The organism is Streptomyces sp. PTL18, from assembly GCF_059510295.1.
This window is the reverse complement of the sequence record NZ_JCAJZO010000040.1, coordinates 1-17,477: the sequence shown is the minus strand read 5'-3', so window position 1 is coordinate 17,477 and position 17,477 is coordinate 1. Positions and strand designations below refer to the sequence as shown.

General features: G+C 69.3%; 16 protein-coding genes. 4 read left to right on the top strand and 12 right to left on the bottom strand.

The genetic code is table 11. From position 1 onward, the window contains the following. Positions 1–70: 70 nt before the first annotated feature. The gene (locus AC5WS8_RS36465) at positions 71–1,597 is read right to left on the bottom strand and encodes a PP2C family protein-serine/threonine phosphatase (protein WP_496107778.1); all 1,527 of its coding nucleotides are present in this window, start codon (positions 1,595–1,597) and stop codon (positions 71–73) included. Positions 1,598–2,087: 490 nt separating this feature from the next. Here AC5WS8_RS36465 and AC5WS8_RS36460 point away from each other — a divergent pair, with 490 nt between their 5' ends. Both AC5WS8_RS36460 and AC5WS8_RS36455 read left to right on the top strand, forming a co-directional pair. Then, positions 2,088–2,753, top strand: a complete 666-nt coding sequence (locus AC5WS8_RS36460) for a bifunctional DNA primase/polymerase (RefSeq protein ID WP_496107777.1) — start codon at positions 2,088–2,090, stop codon at positions 2,751–2,753. A gap of 56 nt (positions 2,754–2,809) precedes the next feature. Continuing rightward, positions 2,810–3,409, top strand: a complete 600-nt coding sequence (locus AC5WS8_RS36455; protein WP_496107776.1) for a hypothetical protein — start codon at positions 2,810–2,812, stop codon at positions 3,407–3,409. A 266-nt stretch (positions 3,410–3,675) separates the two neighbouring features. Here the strand turns inward: AC5WS8_RS36455 and AC5WS8_RS36450 are convergent, their stop codons facing one another. From AC5WS8_RS36450 to AC5WS8_RS36440, 3 genes are all read right to left on the bottom strand, one after another. Beyond that, positions 3,676–4,656 carry a DUF5926 family protein gene (locus AC5WS8_RS36450; protein ID WP_496107775.1) on the bottom strand — a complete coding sequence of 327 codons (981 nt, stop codon included), beginning with the start codon at positions 4,654–4,656 and terminating at the stop codon, positions 3,676–3,678. Between the two features lie 187 nt (positions 4,657–4,843). After that, a complete protein-coding gene (locus tag AC5WS8_RS36445; RefSeq protein WP_496107774.1) occupies positions 4,844–5,386 on the bottom strand; it encodes an ATP-binding protein in 543 nt (180 codons plus the stop codon). A gap of 227 nt (positions 5,387–5,613) precedes the next feature. Then, positions 5,614–6,423, bottom strand: coding sequence for a glycerophosphodiester phosphodiesterase (locus AC5WS8_RS36440; protein ID WP_496107773.1), 810 nt, complete (start codon positions 6,421–6,423; stop codon positions 5,614–5,616). Between the two features lie 289 nt (positions 6,424–6,712). Here AC5WS8_RS36440 and AC5WS8_RS36435 point away from each other — a divergent pair, with 289 nt between their 5' ends. Beyond that, positions 6,713–8,218, top strand: coding sequence for a S1C family serine protease (locus AC5WS8_RS36435; protein WP_496107772.1), 1,506 nt, complete (start codon positions 6,713–6,715; stop codon positions 8,216–8,218). 517 nt (positions 8,219–8,735) lie between these two features. Here AC5WS8_RS36435 and AC5WS8_RS36430 read toward each other — a convergent pair. The 8 genes from AC5WS8_RS36430 to AC5WS8_RS36395 form a co-directional block, all read right to left on the bottom strand. Further along, entirely contained in the window at positions 8,736–9,194 is a 459-nt protein-coding gene (locus AC5WS8_RS36430; protein WP_496107771.1) for a ricin-type beta-trefoil lectin domain protein, read from the bottom strand. Positions 9,195–9,930: 736 nt separating this feature from the next. Further along, positions 9,931–11,325 (bottom strand): tyrosine-type recombinase/integrase, encoded by a 1,395-nt coding sequence (locus AC5WS8_RS36425; protein ID WP_496107770.1) that lies wholly within the window; start codon positions 11,323–11,325, stop codon positions 9,931–9,933. Next, on the bottom strand, positions 11,319–11,531 hold the full coding sequence (locus tag AC5WS8_RS36420) for a helix-turn-helix transcriptional regulator (RefSeq protein ID WP_496107792.1): 213 nt from the start codon (positions 11,529–11,531) through the stop codon (positions 11,319–11,321). The genes AC5WS8_RS36425 and AC5WS8_RS36420 overlap by 7 nt, the downstream gene beginning before the upstream one ends. Beyond that, the gene (locus tag AC5WS8_RS36415) at positions 11,522–13,000 is read right to left on the bottom strand and encodes a replication initiator (RefSeq protein WP_496107769.1); all 1,479 of its coding nucleotides are present in this window, start codon (positions 12,998–13,000) and stop codon (positions 11,522–11,524) included. Before AC5WS8_RS36415 ends, AC5WS8_RS36420 begins: the two co-directional genes overlap by 10 nt. A 150-nt stretch (positions 13,001–13,150) precedes the next feature. Further along, positions 13,151–13,882, bottom strand: coding sequence for a DUF2637 domain-containing protein (locus AC5WS8_RS36410; RefSeq protein WP_496107768.1), 732 nt, complete (start codon positions 13,880–13,882; stop codon positions 13,151–13,153). Between the two features lie 47 nt (positions 13,883–13,929). Further along, on the bottom strand, positions 13,930–15,339 hold the full coding sequence (locus AC5WS8_RS36405) for an FtsK/SpoIIIE domain-containing protein (RefSeq protein ID WP_496107767.1): 1,410 nt from the start codon (positions 15,337–15,339) through the stop codon (positions 13,930–13,932). Continuing rightward, positions 15,340–15,546: a hypothetical protein gene (locus AC5WS8_RS36400; protein WP_496107766.1), complete on the bottom strand. Its 207-nt coding sequence runs from the start codon at positions 15,544–15,546 to the stop codon at positions 15,340–15,342. Further along, entirely contained in the window at positions 15,543–15,902 is a 360-nt protein-coding gene (locus AC5WS8_RS36395) for an SCO3933 family regulatory protein (RefSeq protein ID WP_496107765.1), read from the bottom strand. The genes AC5WS8_RS36400 and AC5WS8_RS36395 overlap by 4 nt, the downstream gene beginning before the upstream one ends. Before the next feature lie 171 nt (positions 15,903–16,073). Here AC5WS8_RS36395 and AC5WS8_RS36390 point away from each other — a divergent pair, with 171 nt between their 5' ends. Next, positions 16,074–16,610: a GntR family transcriptional regulator gene (locus tag AC5WS8_RS36390; RefSeq protein ID WP_496107764.1), complete on the top strand. Its 537-nt coding sequence runs from the start codon at positions 16,074–16,076 to the stop codon at positions 16,608–16,610. Positions 16,611–17,477 lie beyond the last annotated feature (867 nt).

Sequence of the window (17,477 nt, the reverse complement as noted above, 5' to 3'; positions counted from 1 at the left end):
CCCCCATCGTACGGTCGTACAGAAGGGGGCCCGGGGCGGGAAGAGACCGTCACCCGGCGTGGGCGGCGGCTCACTCGAAACGGGCCGCCAGCAGCACCACGTCCTCCGTGCGGCCGGCCTCACCGAGCCCGTCCGGCAGCACCGTCCGCAGGACGTGGTCGGCCACCGCGCCCGGGTCGGTGCGCAGTGGTCTTGGCACGCTGGTGGCCGCCGCGTGCAGCCGGGCGAAGGCGCGGTCCACGGGGTCGCCGGTGCGCTGGAGCAGCCCGTCGGTGTAGAGCAGCACGGTCTCGCCGGGCTCCGCGGTCAGTTCGACGCTCGGCGCCTCCCAGCAGGCCAGCATGCCCAGGGGTGCCGACAGCGAGGTCTCCACGAACTCGGTACGTCTGGGGCCGGTCACCAGTGGCGGGCTGTGCCCCGCCCCGGCGAGCGTCAGCCTGCGCAGCGCGGGCTCGCAGTACGCGAACAGGGCGGTGGCCGAGCGGGCGGGCTCGGTGAGCCTGAGCAGCAGCTCGAGATCGGAGAGGACCGCCACCGGGTCCTCGCCCTCCATCACGGCGTACGCGCGCAGGGCGGCCCGCAGTCGGCCCGTCGCGGCGACCGCGCCGGGCCCCGAGCCGGTGACGGACCCGACGGCGAGGCCGAGCGCGGCGTCGGGCAGCGGCAGCGCGTCGTACCAGTCACCGCCTCCGCGCGGGCTCGTGCGGCGGCGGGCGGCGAGCTGGACGCCGGGGACGCGGGGCAGGCGGGCGGGCAGGAGCTCCTCGGTGATCGTCGCCATGCACGCGCGTGTGCGCTCGATCTCCACCATGCGGGCCAGGTGCTCGGTGGCGTAGCGGGCGTACAGACCGACGAGGTGGCGCCGGCGTTCGACCGGCTCGGCGGGTTCGTCGTAGAACCAGACGGCGGCGCCGAGGCGGCCGGCGGCCTCGGTGGACAGGGGGAGTGCGTAGCTCGCGGCGTAGCCGAGGCGGGCGGCGACCTCGCGGTGGCGGGGGTCGAGCCCGTCCTCGGAGAACAGGTCGGGCTGGGCGATTCCGCGCTCCGCGCCCGGCAGTCCGTCGAGGATCCTGCCGTACGACAGGGAGCTGCGCGGCACGGTCTCCATGTGGCCGAGGTCGGCGCGGCCGAGGCCCAGGCCGATCGTGGTGTCCGGGCCGAGCCCGTCGCGCGGTTCCAGCACGACGAGACCGCGCCGGGCACCCACCAGGGAGGCTCCGGCGCGCAGCAGTTCCTGGAGCGCGTCGGCGAGGGAGCCGGTGCGGGCCAGGCGCTCGGTCAGTTCGTGGAGCGTCGTCAGATCGGAGACCCAGCCGGCGAGCCGGTCCTGGAGGAGTGCTCCGGGGTCGCAGGGGCCGCTGGAGGCGGAGGGAGTGGCCGAGGGGGCTTCCGTGACGGCAGGCGTCGGCGCGACAGTGTGGGTGGGCGGGGGAACCATGGAATCGATTCCGGCCACTTTCGGAGGGTGAGGGGCATTCATGTCGTCCGGCCTTCGGGCCGGAGCGTATCGCTCGATAGCATCGCAAACCCCCATGTCAATCTGCGCCGCTAGCGGTGGCTCCACATGTACACGCACTCGGGAGGGGATGTCCAGCATTGTCCTGGTGGGATTCCTGGTGTCCGCGATGCAGGTTCTTCCCCCTTACGGCACAGCAAAGTTGGCTTAAAATAGCCTCAAGGATCGCTGTACTGCGGTCGACTGGCCCTGTTCAACGGAGCGTCACAGTGGCCGTGATGGGTACGTACTCGGTGAAGGCCAGGGGTGGTTGGGGGCCACCCGGAACCTGGCACCGCAACCGGGCGTCATAACCACCGACGGCCGAGCCCCATCCTCCCGTGGTGGAGGCGGCGAGTAGGAGCGGAACGGCGAAACGCCAGGCGCCGCCACCTCACGCCATGCCCATGCTTGTGGTGGGCGCGGTATGGACGCGGACGCAGCCAATGCTCGGCCCATAGGGGTTCCCCTTGTCCAGGACAAGGGTGTGATGCGCCAGTAGGTACGCACAGTGAAGTGATCGACACATGTTCGACACATGACGTGATGGCCCTCGGTGTTGCCGGCGTGCAACGGAAAGGAACGAGCGCTCATGCGCGAGATCCTCGGAAGGCGACGCAGGCTCCTGTCCAGGCGGAACGACGGGAGGCCTGACCTGATCAGCGCGGCCCTGACCTTCGCGACCCAATGGCAGTGGCCCGTACTCCCGGGTGTGGCACCGGACCCGCAGGGGCGTGCGCGTTGCGGGTGCCCCGACCCGGAGTGCACCGTGCCCGGCGCGCACCCGTTCGACCCCGGGCTGCTCGCGGCCACCACCGACGAGCGCATGGTGCGCTGGTGGTGGACCAACCGGCCGTCCGCGCCCATCGTGCTGGCCACCGGGGGCCGGGCGCCCTGCGCCGTGAGCCTGCCCGCCCTGGCCGCCTCGCGCGCCCTGGCCGCACTCGACCGGAAGGACATGCGCCTCGGCCCGGTCGTGGCGGCGCCGCACCGCTGGTCGATCCTCGTGGCGCCGTACTCCATGGAGCAGCTCGGCGAGTTGCTGTACGCCAAGGACTTCGTCCCCGGCTCGCTGCGCTTCCACGGCGAGGGCGGCTATCTGGCGCTGCCCCCGTCCGAGACCGGCCACGGTGGGATCCGCTGGGAGCGGGCGCCGCTGCCCGGTTCGACCTCCCCCTGGGTGCCCGACGTGGAGGCCGTGGTGGACGCCGTCGTCGACGCCCTCACTCGTACGGGTGTGAGCGCACCCGAGTTCTGAGGGTGTCGGGCGCGCGACGGACCGGGCGCCCGTGATCGGCCGATATCTTCGGCCTCATGCTGATTCGTCCTGGAGGGCACGGGAAACGGGGGTCGGAGACGGGCGCGGGGGCCGACGATCGGCCCCGGTCCGGCAGGAGGCGGCTGCTCGCACTCCTGGCCGTGGTGGCGGCCGTCATCGCGCTGCCGATCGCCGTGGCATCCGCCGGGCCGGTCGGCGACGCGGACGGCGCCGCGTCCCGCCCGCCCGCGCACGAGGACGCGAAGCGGCCGGCCCCCACCCGCCCCCGACTGCTGGGCCTCGGGCTCGCCACCGCCGCTCGCTGCGGCCCCCAGCTCTCCTCCGGCGACGGTGTCGAGGCGCAGACTTGTGTGCTGACGCAGGGGCGTGACACCTGGGCACGCACCTACTACCGCAACGCCACCGGCGAGCGACTGACCGGGGTCCTGAGCTTCATGGCGCCGGGCGGGCACAGCGTGGAGATGCACTGCGCGGTGGACGCCGCGGACGATCCGGCGGTCTGTGACACGCCGCGGCAGCGCGTGGCGGGCGACATGGGCGCGTACTCGGCGGTCACGGAGTTCTCCCGGAGCGACGGGAGCGGACCACTGCTGCTGCGCTCGGGAAGCGATCAGGTCACCGCCGGCGGACGGTAACTCTCCCGCCCCGTACGTCAGTTGATGTCGCACCCGGTGTGCCGCGCGCGGGCGTACATGGAAAGACCCGGTTGCTGGCGACGGGGGATGCACCAGCAACCGGGCTACTGGAACGGTAACAAGAGATCGGCGGTTCGCAAATTCGATCTCGGCTATTCGGACACGGATCGGCCGTTCACCGTCGGGCTTGTGACAGGAGTCACCCGAGGTCGCTCCCGGTCGGCGTCCGTCCCGGCCCGACCGGGCGGTCGGTCCGGGACCGTACCTCAGCTGAGCGTCACCTGCCGGTTGGTCAGCCCACCGCGGGCCCGGCGCTCGTCCGCGGTGAGCGGCGCGTGCGAGGTCAGCGCGGTCGCGAGACGCTCGGCGAACTCGGCCGCCGGCTTCTCCACGTCCTCCGCGCTCATGTCGCTCGGCAGGTCCCAGACCGGGACCGTGAGCCCGTGCGCGCGGAAGGAGCCGACCAGGCGCGTGCCCTCACCGAGGCTCGAGAGGCCGACGGCGTGCAGCCGTGCGAGAGCGTCCAGAAGACGCTCCTCCGGATGCGGCATGACCCACCGCAGGTGGTTCTTCTCGGGGGTCCGGCACCAGTACGCGGCGTCCACGCCGGTCAGCCGGACGGTGGGGATCGCGGCGGCGTTGGCCCGCTCCAGGGAGGCGGCCACCTCCGGCGTCGTGTTCTCCACGTCCGGGACCCAGAACTCGAAGCCGCTGTGCACGACCGGCTCGAAGCGGCCCTCGGGGTCCAGCAGGTCCTGCAGGCGCGGGCCGTCGGCGGGCGGCCGGCGGCCCTGGACCGGCGTGCCCGGCTCGGCGGTGAGGGCGCGCTGGAGGGTGTCGGCGAGGTCGCGGCTGATGTCGCCCGAAGCCGTGTCGTTCTGCAGGCCGAGCAGGATCGAGCCGTCGTCGCGACGCAGCGCCGGCCATGCCATCGGCAGGACCGTGGCGAGCGTGACCGAGGGGACGCCCTCGGGGAGTTGGGCCCTGAGCTTCAGCTCCGCGGTCGCCGCCGGTACCAGCTCGCGCAGCGCCACCCAGTCGCACTCGCCGGGCAGTCCTTCGAACGGGCGCTGCACCAACTCGGTCACCGCGTGCGCGGCGGCACGGCCGTGACAGGCCTTGTAGCGGCGGCCGCTGCCGCAGGGGCAGGGCTCCCGGCCGCCGACGACCGGGACGTCCCCATCGGCACGGGCACCGCCCGTGGGCTGCGGGCGCTTGGCCTGGGTCTGGGGTCGCTTCTTGGCCATCGTGGGTGTCTCCCGGTTACGGCTCGTTTCGTACGGTCGCGAGCCTAGCCGTTCGTACGACGCCCGACGGGATCCTGTGGACAACGCACCGGAGGGTCCACCTCGCGGTAGGCGGATCGGGGGGAAGGGGACCGTCCCCGCCCGTGTCCCGGCGGGAACGCGGCGCCCGTGGGCGACCCCGACCACCTCAGTGCAGGTCGTCGAACGCGCCCTCGAAGTCCAGGCCGGGCATCTGCGACACGGCCGGAGCCGTGACCCGTGCGGCGAAGTCCTCGCTGCGGCGGGCGGAGTCGGTGTCGTCCTGGACGACGACCCAGACCGTGACCTCGCCGTGCGCGTCGTCACGGACGCCCCAGTCCTTGGCCAGCGCGCTGATGATGTTCAGCCCCCGGCCGCCGTGCGCGGTCACCGAGGGGGTCGCCGGGACCGGACGGGTCGGGCCGCCTCCGTCCGTCACCTCGACCGTGAGCCGCCCGGAGACGTCGACACGCCACGCGGCGCGCACATCGCCGTCTTCCGTCAGGCTGTCGCGGAGCGGTCTGCCGTGCCGGCACGCATTGCTGAGCAGTTCCGAAAGGATCAATACAGCATCGTCGATGACCGATTCCGACACGCCACCGATGCGCAATTGATCGCGCATCCGGTGTCTTGCCTCCCCCACGCCCGCAGGACCATGGGGTACGGCCATGCTCGACGACGTGGGCACCTCCTGTGCCACCACCAACGCCACCCCCGAGACCTCCTTTGCCCCACGCCACGGTGTGGATGCCCGGAGTGACCGGACCGGAAACCGTCCGTACACATCGGGTGATGCAGTCGACACGGCCGAACACGGACCGAACGCGCCGGTGCACTCCCTGTCATCACCGTGGCTGGTTTTGGCCGCATATGGTCATACGGCTGTCCCGTCGGGGCGTCACGCGCGGAGAAACGTTCCGTGGCGGAGGCCGGCCGCGCTCAGCGACCGAGCCGGTCCAGCACCGTGCGCGGGCGGTTGGTGATGATGGCGTCCACGCCCAGCTCCAGGCAGAGATCAACGTCCTGCGGCTCGTTCACCGTCCACACGTGCACCTGGTGCCCGGCCCGCTTCAGCCGCTGGATGTACGCCGGGTGGGTGCGCACGATCCGCATCGAGGGGCCCGCGATCCGCACACCCGCCGGCAGCCGCCCGTCCCGCAGTCGGGGCGAGAGGAACTGCAGCAGGTACACCGTCGGCAACGTGGGTGAGGCCGCCCGCACCCGGTGCAGCGACCGCGCCGAGAAACTCATGACCCGAACCGGCGACTTCTGCGGGGACTCCGGGGCGTCGAGGCCGAACCGCTTCAGCAGGAGCAGCAGCCGCTCCTCGACCTGCCCCGCCCAGCGCGTCGGGTGCTTGGTCTCGATGGCCAGGTCGATGGGCCGCCCTGCGTCGGAGACGAGTTCCAGCAGCCGCTCCAGGGTGAGCACCGAGGTGTCCTCCGGGTCCTGCGGCCGGTGTTCCCAGTCGGGTTCCTCGTCGCTCCGCCTCCAGGAGCCGAAGTCCAGTGCGGCGAGCTCGGAGAGCTCCAGGGCGGAGACCGCGCCGCGCCCGTTGGACGTACGGTTGACGCGCCGGTCGTGCACGCAGACGAGGTGTCCGTCAGCGGTCAGCCGGACATCGCACTCGAGGGCGTCGGCACCGTCCTCGATCGCCTTCTTGTACGCGGCCAGGGTGTGCTCGGGGGCGTCCTCGGAGGCCCCCCGGTGGGCGACCACCTGAACCTGGTGCTGTCGTGCGTGGGTCACCGCGTCATCGTCCCACCGTCACGGGGTACGTGTGGGACCGGAGGGTGGCATGAAGGAATCGGCGAGCTGTCGGGAATGCAGATTTTTGTTCGCACCGGTCCTATATAAAGGATGGTCACGGACCCACAGCCACCGCTTATGGTGCCCTGACGTCCGGTGGGAAAAGCTTGACGGCGTACAAGGCGTACAAAGGGACAGGCACAGCTGAGAGCGCACGGCGCCGCGCGTGCGTGGGCGAGTGCGACCGAGTGGGATCGAGAAGAACAGCCGTGGAACGAGGAGAAGAGCTGTGAGCACCGAGAACGAGGGCACTGCGGTACCCCCGGCCCCGTCTGCACCCCCCGTGCCGGTGGACGCTCCCGCTTCCGCGCCGGGCGAGAGCCCCGAAGGGCAGGCGCCGTCCGCAGACACCCCTGCACCGGGGGGCACTCCTCCCGCGGAGGGCGCGTCGTTCGGCCCGGGCGCTCCGCACCCGCCGAGGCCCGAGGGCGCGCCGCAGCCGGAGGGCGCGCCGACCGCGCAGCTCCCGCCGGTGCCGCCGGGCCACCCCATGGCCTCCTCCGCCCCCCAGGCGGGCTGGCCCCCGCCTCCGCCGGCCACCCCTTCCTACGCGGGTGGCGGCGGTGCGGGCGATCCCTGGGGCGCCCCGTACCAGAACCCCGCCCCGAAGCCGAGGAACAGGCGGGGCGGACTGGTCGCCGCGATCCTCGTCGCCGCGCTGGTCGCGGGCGGCGTCGGTGGCGGGATCGGCTACCAGCTGGCCAAGGACGACGACTCCAGCGGCTCCACGACGGTCTCCGCCGCCACCAGCGGCGGCGATGTGAAGCACGACAACGGCACGGTCGCCGCCGTGGCCGCCAGGGCGCTGCCGAGCACGGTCACCATCGAGGCGGAGTCCACCAACGGCCAGGGCGGCACCGGCACGGGCTTCGTGTTCGACAAGCAGGGCCACATCATCACCAACAACCACGTCGTCGCCGACGCGGTCGACGGCGGCAAGCTCACGGCGACGTTCCCCAACGGCAGGAAGTTCGACGCCGAGATCATCGGTCACGCGCAGGGCTATGACGTGGCCGTCATCAAGCTCAAGAACGCCCCCTCGGACCTCCAGCCGCTCGCCCTCGGCGATTCGGACAAGGTGGAGGTCGGCGATCAGGCGATCGCCATCGGCGCGCCCTTCGGCCTGTCGAACACGGTGACCTCGGGCATCATCAGCGCCATGCACCGCCCGGTGGCCTCCAGCGACGGCAGCTCCGGCAGCAAGGCGTCGTACATGAGCGCCCTGCAGACCGACGCCTCGATCAACCCGGGCAACTCCGGCGGCCCCCTGCTGGACGCCCAGGGCGCGGTCATCGGCATCAACTCGGCGATCCAGTCCACGGGCAACGGCGGGTTCGGCAGCAGCGGCCAGTCCGGTTCGATCGGCCTGGGCTTCGCGATCCCGATCAACCAGGCGAAGTACGTCGCCCAGCAGCTGATCGCCACGGGCAAGCCGGTCTACGCGAAGATCGGCGCCTCGGTGTCGCTGGACGACTCCTCCGGCGGCGCGAAGATCACCGACCAGGGCGCGAACGGCTCCGCCGCCGTCGAGCCGGGCGGCCCCGCGGACAAGGCGGGCCTCAAGCCGGGCGACGTGATCACCAAGCTGGACGACAGGGTGATCGACAGCGGGCCCACCCTGATCGGCGAGATCTGGACCCACAAGCCCGGCGACAAGGTGATGATCACCTACCAGCGCGACGGAAGGACCCACACGGTCGGAGTGACCCTGGGCTCCCGCGTCGGCGACAACTGAGCCGCACGATGAGCCAGGTGGCCCGGACGAGCACCGCCCGGGCCCGGCAGGCCGGTCCCGCCCCGTCCCGGCCGGACCGGGGCCCAGGTGGGTTGCCCGGGCGGCGCAGGGGAACGGTCCTGAAAAACGTGAGGACGTGAAAGCGTCCCCGTGGGCTCGGATCCCACCGCCACCGCAGGTCACAGACGTGCTGGTCAGAAGGGGTGCCTCTCACTGAGGAGCACCCCTTCTGCATGGTCCTGTCTCACCTTGATCCAGCTTTGTTGCGTTGTGGATCAGTGTGTGTGGACCAGGCGTGGACCGAGAACCAGCGGACGGGGGCGGGAAACCCCGAAGCTCCGGGCGATGCAGGCGACTTCGTAGGTCACCGGCGTCAACCGGAGCTTCGTTGCGTGGCTGGCTGCCCGTCGGAGCATCATCACACTGCTGTGACCAGGGTGGTTCGCTGATCACCAGGACTTTGAAACCGCCCTGGCCAACCAGCCGACTGCCTCACCCACCGGGCTCTGCGGGGCGACTACTGGCCGCCGTAGAAACTCCACATATATCCGCCCCACTCGGTGGTTACATGTCCGCTATATGGGTCGACGAACAGCTCCCTTCCGGTTTTGCGGTCCCGTACGGAAACGTCGTTGTAGGGGCCTGACTCAACGTAATCCCAATCCTGGTTAGGGAGGCCGTTGCATTCATCATAGTAAACACTGCCGTTATCGTCGCTGTCGAGACACTGATTCGTGTAAGCCTTCTTGATGGTGGACCCTACCCGGTCCCACAGCTGCGAGATGTCACCATACCTGCAAGAACGGTCGCCGTACACGAAGCCGTTGGCGCCGCCAGTGATGCAAATACCGAAATCCCTCTGCCGGATCCAGGTGTTGTCGCCGGCGCTAGCGCTCGTCGCGAAAACTCCCATGGTGGCGGTGGCGACGAATGTCGTCAGCGCGACCTGGAGTGTCCGCTTGAATGTCTGCTTCACGCATGTTCCCCTTGTTCATGTCGTCGAGGTGTGAAGTGGGATGTCCCCAACTGCGCCGGGATCAGGCTCATGGCTCTGATCCAAGTGTTATTGGCTGGGGTCAATTCTGTTGAACCCGCTCGCTTGCAAAAGTCTTTGGCTATGACGGGATTCCAGGGAACTTCCCCTGGCGTCTGGCTGCTTGGCAAAAGCTGCCCCCACCCGCCGTGCCCAGGGGCCGTATTGCCCCTGCGGTGGCCGCAGCGGTTGCGGCCACGACTTTTTCACGCAGGTTCACGCACTGTTTCCAGCTGCTAATCGCACTGAACTGTGCGACTGCAGGCGGATTTCGCTGTCCGCGCGTTCAGGCGCTGCTGACAAGCGCCACAGATTCATGGGCTCATTCTGATGCACTTGGCGTCGGCTGTCTGCCGACATTGTCCAGACGGGCCGATCATTGTTCCCCTCCGTTCCCTCCCGATGCCGAGCGCCCGAAATTGTCCCGGTAGGTGTCGGGGGCAAGTAGCCTTCGGGTCAGCACCGCGTGATCGGCGACCTGCCGTACCGGCTGGCGCCCTTGCCCCCATGCGGCAGGGGGACATATCCGGCAGCCAGCCGCTCAGCGAGGACGCCACGCCTCCGAAGAATCGGGGCTAAGCGCGGTCGGAAGCGTGGACCATACCCAGGACAACGAGAAGGCGCCATCCTCTCCCCGGCAGGGGCGAGGATGGCGCCTGTGGGCGAAGTGCCACCCGATCTATTCGCCGTCGTCAGCCTCCAAGGCCCGCTCGATCTGTTCGTTCGCGCGCTGCTGATTGCGGTGAATTGCCTTGGCGTAGAAGCGGAACAGGACCGCGATGCTGTGGCCTGCTCGGCGTGCGACTTCCGCCGGGGAGACGCCGGACTCAAGCCAGAGCGAGACACCCGCGTGACGCAAGGAGTACGGCACGTCAGCCAGGGGGGAAGCCGCTTCGGGCTCGGTCAGCACAGCGAGTCGAGCCGCTTTCCAAACCTCCCCGTACTCCTTGGACAGCAGGTGGCCACCCTGGGCCGCACGGAACAGCCGGCCGTCTTCAGCGGTGCCGAACTCCTTGATGTGCTCACGGACCAGGCGCACGAGGACCGGGGGAATCGGCACAGGCCGGGTCGCCTTGCGGGCCCGCTTCTTCAGGCCGCGCGTATCGAACGACTCGCCCGTGTCAGTCCACCCGGAGCCGACGCGGGGCGTACTCGTGGACAGCAGCACTTCTCCCCAGCCCTCTTCAGGCAAGGTGAAGTCCTCTTCCCGGAGATTGGCCGCCTCCCCAGGGCGGTTGGCCGCGTAGTAGAGGCAGCCGAAGAACGCCATCAGGTGACGTCCGCGTGCCCCCTGCTCGCCTACAGCGTCGATCAGCGCCTTCGCCAGCCTGGGGCCGGGGACGAACCGAAAGTCGATCTCGTCGTCAGACTCGGGCGGGGTCCAGTCGACCTTGTCGAGGGGCAGAGCCGCCAGCAACTCCCGTTCCACCGCGTACCGAAGGCAGTTGCTGAAGACCGTTCGCTTGCGATTCACCGTGTTCTCGGCAGCGGCCGTGCCGTCTTGCTTCAGCTTCAGAGCGTCGAGCGCCGTACGCACCACCGAGGGCGTGTCGAGCGCGGTGATGTCGACGGACTTCCGGCTGATCCAGTCCAGCGCCGACGCGATGTCGGCGGGCGGCTCCTCGACGTCGGTACGGGGCTTCAGTGTCCCGTCGTCACCGAGGACGAAGCGGTAGACCCACGAGTAGAGGGCGATGCGGAGGACCTTCGGAGCCGGAGCCCCACGGTCGTCCTTGACCAGCTTCGGCGAGATGGTGGCCAGCGTGTCAGCGATGCTTGCGCGGTGCTTGGCCGAAGCACCAGGCCACTTCATCTCCGCGTAGGCACGGGTGTGGGCGTACCACGTGGTGGAGTTGAGCGCCTGCACCTCCGAGGCAGGCAGGCCGGTTTCCGTGTCGAACTGCTCGCGGTTGCGCAGGGCGGCCAGCAGCTCCGAGCGCCGTCCGTCCGCCTGAGCCTTGATCTTGTAGCTCTTGGAGAAGGGACGCGGACCAACGCGCCACCGGAGCTGATAGGCCGCTACACGGTTGGGCCGCTTGCGGATACCCCAGATCTGCACGTCGTAGGTCAGCACGCTTCCTGCACCTCGCAGGAGTCGAACCAGGCGTCGAGGTCGGCCCGACGCATGCGGATCTGACCGTTGGGAAGCTTCAGGTGCCTGGGGGCCTGGCCCCGCGCGCGCATGCGGTAGAAGGCGGCACGGGACACCCCGATCTCGGCGAGGGCCTCCCCCAGCTTCAGCGTCTGCCTGTTGGCCTTGGTCGGAGTGGTCACAGCCAGGGATCTCCTTCGGACTTGATGCGTTGGGCGTGGGCGATGTCGTGGCGGACCTGGGCGGCTAGGAGTTCTTCGCCGGGGCGGTAGCCGCTGGCGAGGTAGGTCCAGGAGGAGGCGGTGACGAGGGTGGTCTCGTCGGTGGTGGGGAGGCCGGCGCGGGCGGCCTCGGCCTGGGCGAGGCGCCAGGCGCGGCGTACGTCGCGGAGGGCGCCGAGGGTGGTGGAGTAGGCCCGGGATTTGCTGGAGAAGTGGCCGCGGAAGCCGAGCATGTGAGCCCACTTCCAGAGCTTGAGTTCGGCGAACTCCGGCAGGTGGCCGAGGGCCCAGGCGGTACGGATCATCTGGCGTACGTGCTGCTGGACGGGCAGGGCCTTGATGGGTTCGGCCTGTCCAGTGCCGTCGCAGTCGGTGCACCGGTCATGGAAGCCGTCCGGGCCGCGTACGTAGCCGCGTCCGGCGCAGGGGCGGCACATCAGGGTGCGGTCTACGGTGCCCGCACCTTCGGCGTTCTTCGTGGCGTACTTGGCGACGTACCCGGCGACCTTGTTCTCGGTGTACTCGGCAACGCGGGCGTCGGTGAGTTCGCCGCCGCCCAGGGCAGTGATGGGGTCCACCTTGAACCGGCGGCCCAAGGCGATGACGCGTTCACCGATGGCGTCGGACTCGACGGTGAGCCGGGCACGCTCGACCGCCAGGCCCACGGCGGCACTCAGGGCGTCGAAGGTGGCCCAGGGCGGGGGCGAGGTCGTGCGGCCGTCGGGTCCGTCGAAGCGGATCACGGCGTGGAAGTGGACCAGGCCGCGCTTTTGGTACTCGGCGACCTTGGCGAAGGAGACGCGGAGAGCAGCGTTGAGCGCCTTCTGCGTCATGCCGAGGTGTTCGGCCAGGGTCCGGCGCAGGTAGGTGGTGAAGCGCGCCCACAACTGTCCTGCATGCGCGTTCCAGAGCACGGCGCCCGTGTAGTCGTACGTGGCTGGGTCCAGCGGCGTGCCGAGTTCCGGGGCGTCTTCGGTGTGGGTCTCGCCGCAGGCGCAGGGACGGGGCTTGCCCGTGCTGTCGGTCTTGCGGTTGTGGACGGGGCCGAAGGAGGGGGCTGTGAGGGTGACGAAGGCTCGGGGGTGGTCGCGGACGGTTTCGGCGACGTTCTTGCCGCCGGAGAGTCCGGCCTTGATGAGGTGGTAGGTGTCGGCGGCGTAGACGCGGGAGCAGGCGGGGCAGCGGGAGGAACGGCGGTTGCCGCAGGTGGTCAGGAGGCGTCCGGAGGGTTCGTCTTCGGAGCGGTAGGAGCGGACGACTTGCTTGGTGGTCTGGTCGGTGGTGACGGTCCAGCCGTGGAGGTTGATGGGGCTGGTGCAGCCGCGCAGGTCGCGGACCTGTTTGGTGACGCGGTCGAAGTCGTGGGTGTTGGCCAGTTCGATCAGGTCCCGCAGGCCGGGGCTGATCACGTGCTGTAGGTCGAGGGGGCGGCGCATGGGTGGCGGGGGCTCCTTTCTGGCGCGAGGGTGGGGCCTGCGGGCAGCAGCGATTCAGTGCGCTCGGGCTGCTGCCCGCAGGCATGACGGGTCGGGCCCAGGGGCGGGCGAGGGTGGGAAGTGCCGGAAAGGCCGGCGGAGGGGGCGGCTCTACAGGGCGGCGTGGAGGGCGGTGGCCATGGGCAGGCCGATACCGAGCCGCCTCTTGAGCTGGGCCGCCGTGATGGGTTCGCCGTGCTCTGCCTGGTGCGATGCGGCGATGGAGCGCGCTTCGGTGAGCAGGGGCTCAGGCACCTTGACCGCAGGCGCAGGCGCAGGCGCGGCGGGGACCGGGGCGGTGAGCGGAGCAGCCGGGGCCGGGGCGGGAACCGGTTCGGGCGTGACGGCCGGGGAAGGCGCCGGTTCCGGATCGGCGGAGGCCGGGGCCGGGACTTCTGCCGGTTCCGTCTCGGCAGTCGTGGCCGGGGCGGTGGCGCTCAGGGTGACCGCAGCGAAGGAGCGCAGGAGCTGTGGGCCGACCGCTCCCCAGCCGAGGAGGAGCAGGGGGGCCACGGCGTCGACGGCAGCGCGGCCGTAGTGTCCGGCCACGATGGGTTCGGCGATGTTGAGGGCCAGGGTCAGCAGGCCGGAGACGTGCATCAGGCGTGTGGCCGCCTTCATCTGCTCGGGCTGGATGCCGCGCAGGGAGAGGTAGCGCAACGCTACCAGGAGCCCGACCACGGACAGGTCCACCATCGGGGCGATTAGGGGCGCGATGGGAGCGGGGACGCCCAGTCGCAGGGCCAGGGCCCAGACGTTGCCGAAGGAGAAGACGAACGCCAGGAGGGCGATGACGCCCATAACTACGGTCACGGTGCGCTGGGTGATCCGGTCCTCAGACATGAGGTTTCACCTCCTTTCAACAAGGCGCGGAATTCGGTGAGTTGGGCTCAGGCCGCCAGCGGCGGGATAGAGCTGTCGTCCGGATCGGCCTTGGTGAGGTCGAGGCCGGGGAGCTGGGCGGTCAGCAGGTCGGCCGGGTCGGCGGTGAGGTGGGCCGTCCGGGCGGCGACGTGGGCCGAGTCGGTCTCGCTGACGTACGGGGTGCGCAGGCGGGTGAAACCTTTCTGTCCGCTGGTCTTCATGACCGCGACGCCGACGTACGCCGGTTCCTGCAACACGGTGGGGCTCGCGTCGGGCCAGTCCCGGATGTCTTCGCCCAGGGCGGCCACGGCCGCATCGGCGGTCTTCTGCGCGAAGGACAGGCCGACCGGGCACACGTCGCGAATGAAGGTGGGGATGGCGTCACCCGTGCTCTTCTGCGTGGCGAGGATGACCAGGATGCCGACGCTACGGCCCATCTTCACCAACTCCTCCACCAGGCGAGCGTTCTGCGCTGCCAGCGCGGCGAGCCGCTTGGTCTCCTTGTCGGAGCCCTTGTGGTCGCGGAAGTAGGTGTGCGCCTCATCGATGATCAGCACGACCCAGGGCCAGTCGACGGACGGCCCGCCGTGCCACATGTCCTTACGGCGAAGGACGGTCTTGATCGCGGTGGACCGGGCACGCCGCAGCCTGACCAGCTTCCAGAACAGAGCGTTCGCTTCTTCCAGGTCGCTTCCGGCGAAGGCGAACAGGCGTCCCATCAGGTCGGCGTAGTCGCCTTCATGGGCGGCCATCACCTTGCCGTCCGCCACCGCGAACTGCACGGCCGGAGAGGGCGCGGTGTCGCAGATGAACCGGTTGATGAGCGAGGTCTTGCCGAAGCCGGGGAGGCCGGCCACGGTCACGCCCGGCACCTCAGCCAGGTTCACACTCATCGCCTGGGCGTACTCGTCCACCCCCAGGTTCCACACCGCCAGTTTCTCCGGGACCTTGCCAGTAGGCGTGTGCTCGGTCTTGGTGATGAGCGGGTCTACGCGCACGCCACGGATGAGGACCTGACCGGGCTTGTCCTGGGAGACGGACACCCGTGTGCACCGCCAGGCGTCCGCGATATAGGGCGCGGCTTTCTGGAACTCCTCCAGGCCCACCTTCGGCAGGCAGTTGGCCCGCACCACCACGCCGAACCGGTCCGGCGTCACCTTCAGAGTCGGCGTCAGGACCCGAGGCTTGGGCGGCTTGCCATCCGTGTTCGACAGCGACGCCATGGTAGTCGGCGTCTTGTCCGTCACGGACAGTCCCACCATCGCGGCGAACCGCTTCCACGTTCGGCGCACCCGTACGGCCTGTCGGATGCTGGCCCGCATCATCGAGTCGGCCAGCAGGTAGCGGACCACCCACACCACGCCCCACACGACGAACACGGCGAGCCCGATCAGCGCGACGAGCGGGGCGAGGCCAAACACCTCCTGCACGGACATTCACTGCTCCTTGGGGTTGTAGAGGAAGGCCGCGAGGGCCGATTCGAGGGCCGCCCAGTCCTCCAGGGCGGCGAAGCGGGGGTAGCCGTAGCCGACGAGCAGGGCCGCCACCGAGTTGACGAGGGATTCGGTGAACCGGGGGTCCGGTCCGGCGTGAGTCAGCGGGTAGCTGCGCTCAGCGCCGAACCGGAAGGCGGTGCCGCTCACGCGGCTTCAGTGGCCGGGGCAGAGCCGCCGACCAGGTCAAGGCGGTCAGCGCGGTAGGCGATGCCGTCCGAGAGCTGGCCGTTGAAGATCCGCGCCCAGGGGGTGGCGAACAGCTCCACCGGCATCACCGGCAGACCCGGCTTGAGGCCGTTGGGGAGACCGGTCTCCGGGACGGTGATCTTCAGCGCCTCGGCGCGGTCTTCCTCCATGAAGAAGAGGGTGATCGTCATCAGCTTCGCGCCGGTCTCCCGGTCCACGGCGAACTGGGTCTTCTCGGCGTCCGCGTACTTCGGCACCGGCAGGGTGCCGACCATGAACGACGCGGTGGGGAGCAGGCCAACACGGATACGGGCCATGGGTGTTACGTCCTTTCGGTAGGTGCTCCGCCGGGTGGCGGGGCGTGATCAATAGAAGCTCGCCCAGCTAGCAATGTCAATCGAACGAAGAGTGCTAGGTGGGTGGGGATATGAGTGCGCCTTTGTCAGAGGGGTGTGCTAGGGCAGCTAGATCTCGCTACCCTGATTGACATGACGCCTGCTAGCCCTGCTAAGCCCGACCGCCGGCCGCCCTATCAGCACGCAGCCGACGAGCTTCGGCGTGAGATCAAGGCGGGCCGCTACAAGCCGGGCGAACAGCTTCCCTCTTACCGCGAGCTGCAAGAGCGCTTCGGGGTGGCCAACATGACCGCCCGCTCTGCACTCGGGGTGCTCCGGGACGAAGGGCTGATCTACACCATCCAGGGCCGGGGAAGTTTCGTCAGTGACTTCGAAGGCACGGGTGTCGACTACACCGCTCCCGCCTGGTACCTCAGAAACTCGAACGAGGTTCCTGCCGAGGAGGCCGCCGACGCCACCTCCCGCAGTTGGCCGCCCGGTGAGGAGAAGATTCCCTTCAGTGACTCCGGTGAGGGGAAGGGTGGCAGCCCGAAGGATGCCGAACCCTCCCTTGCCGGAATGCTCACCGCGTTGCGTGACGAGATCCGAGCGCTCAGCGCCGAGCATCAGGAATTGCGCCGCGAGGTCGAGAAGTTGAAGAAGGCTCAGCAGCAGGAACCGCGCTCTTGAGTTGCACGACCTCCTGACGCATTTCCCTCACTTCACGGCCGAGCCTCGCCACAGTGGCCCTCATCTCGCGGACCAATGCAGCCACCTCTGCCGCCTCCCGGCTGTGAATGCTGACCATCTCCCCTCGTGACTCGCGTATCTGCTCGGTCATGTCTCCCCGTTCGCTGCCGTGCCGTTGTTGCGTACTGCGTTCAGCCAACCGTCGAGGGCTTGCCCGAGGGCTTGCCCGAAGGCTTGCCCAGCGGCCATCTATCGCCGGATCGGAGCTTGCCCGTACTGCCCGGCAAGCCGTCATCGCGGCTGTTGAGACAGGTCTACCTGCCAGACCGGACACGTACGAGGGGTGCAGCGCTGCGCTCCCGCAAGGCGGGCAGAAACCGTCCCTCGGATTCCCGCGCATCCCGCTAGGCGGGAATTCAAGCCTCCCTGTGCTCACGCCACTCGTCCTTCCGGTCGTCGGCCAGGAGCATCAATAGTCCGGAGAATCACCGGTTTGGCTAACCGGCGATGTGCTGCTATGTTTCGCCGCTCGCTCCATCGCGGATCACCTATAGGGGTGTAGAAATCCGCATCGGTGTGACCCCCATTTCTGTGATTCACGCCACTCCTTGGCCTCTGGCTCCGGGCCCCTGGGAACCCCGCATTCGTCTGCTACAGGTGTCGAGAACCCGTATTGGTGTGACACCTCCTTCTGTGATCTGGGTCACTCACCCTGAAGTGGCTTACTCACTGCTTGGCCCATCGCGAGAACTATGCGGCCCCCAGCCTGTGGATAAATTCCGCCGACCGTCAGAACAAATTGGCAGCAATGCGGCAATACAAGGTCATAGCGCCAGTGAAGTTGTGGAACGGATGGGAAGGCGGGGC

Bases quoted from the DNA above. Each gene is read 5' to 3' on its own strand.
- AC5WS8_RS36450 (WP_496107775.1), bottom strand. From the start codon at position 4,656: ATGGCCAAGAAGCGACCCCAGACCCAGGCCAAGCGCCCGCAGCCCACG.
- AC5WS8_RS36395 (WP_496107765.1), bottom strand. From the start codon at position 15,902: ATGGCCCGTATCCGTGTTGGCCTGCTCCCCACCGCGTCGTTCATGGTC.
- AC5WS8_RS36455 (WP_496107776.1), top strand. From the start codon at position 2,810: ATGCTGATTCGTCCTGGAGGGCACGGGAAACGGGGGTCGGAGACGGGC.
- AC5WS8_RS36405 (WP_496107767.1), bottom strand. From the start codon at position 15,339: ATGTCCGTGCAGGAGGTGTTTGGCCTCGCCCCGCTCGTCGCGCTGATC.
- AC5WS8_RS36460 (WP_496107777.1), top strand. From the start codon at position 2,088: ATGCGCGAGATCCTCGGAAGGCGACGCAGGCTCCTGTCCAGGCGGAAC.
- AC5WS8_RS36465 (WP_496107778.1), bottom strand. From the start codon at position 1,597: ATGCTGGACATCCCCTCCCGAGTGCGTGTACATGTGGAGCCACCGCTA.
- AC5WS8_RS36415 (WP_496107769.1), bottom strand. From the start codon at position 13,000: ATGCGCCGCCCCCTCGACCTACAGCACGTGATCAGCCCCGGCCTGCGG.
- AC5WS8_RS36410 (WP_496107768.1), bottom strand. From the start codon at position 13,882: ATGTCTGAGGACCGGATCACCCAGCGCACCGTGACCGTAGTTATGGGC.
- AC5WS8_RS36390 (WP_496107764.1), top strand. From the start codon at position 16,074: ATGACGCCTGCTAGCCCTGCTAAGCCCGACCGCCGGCCGCCCTATCAG.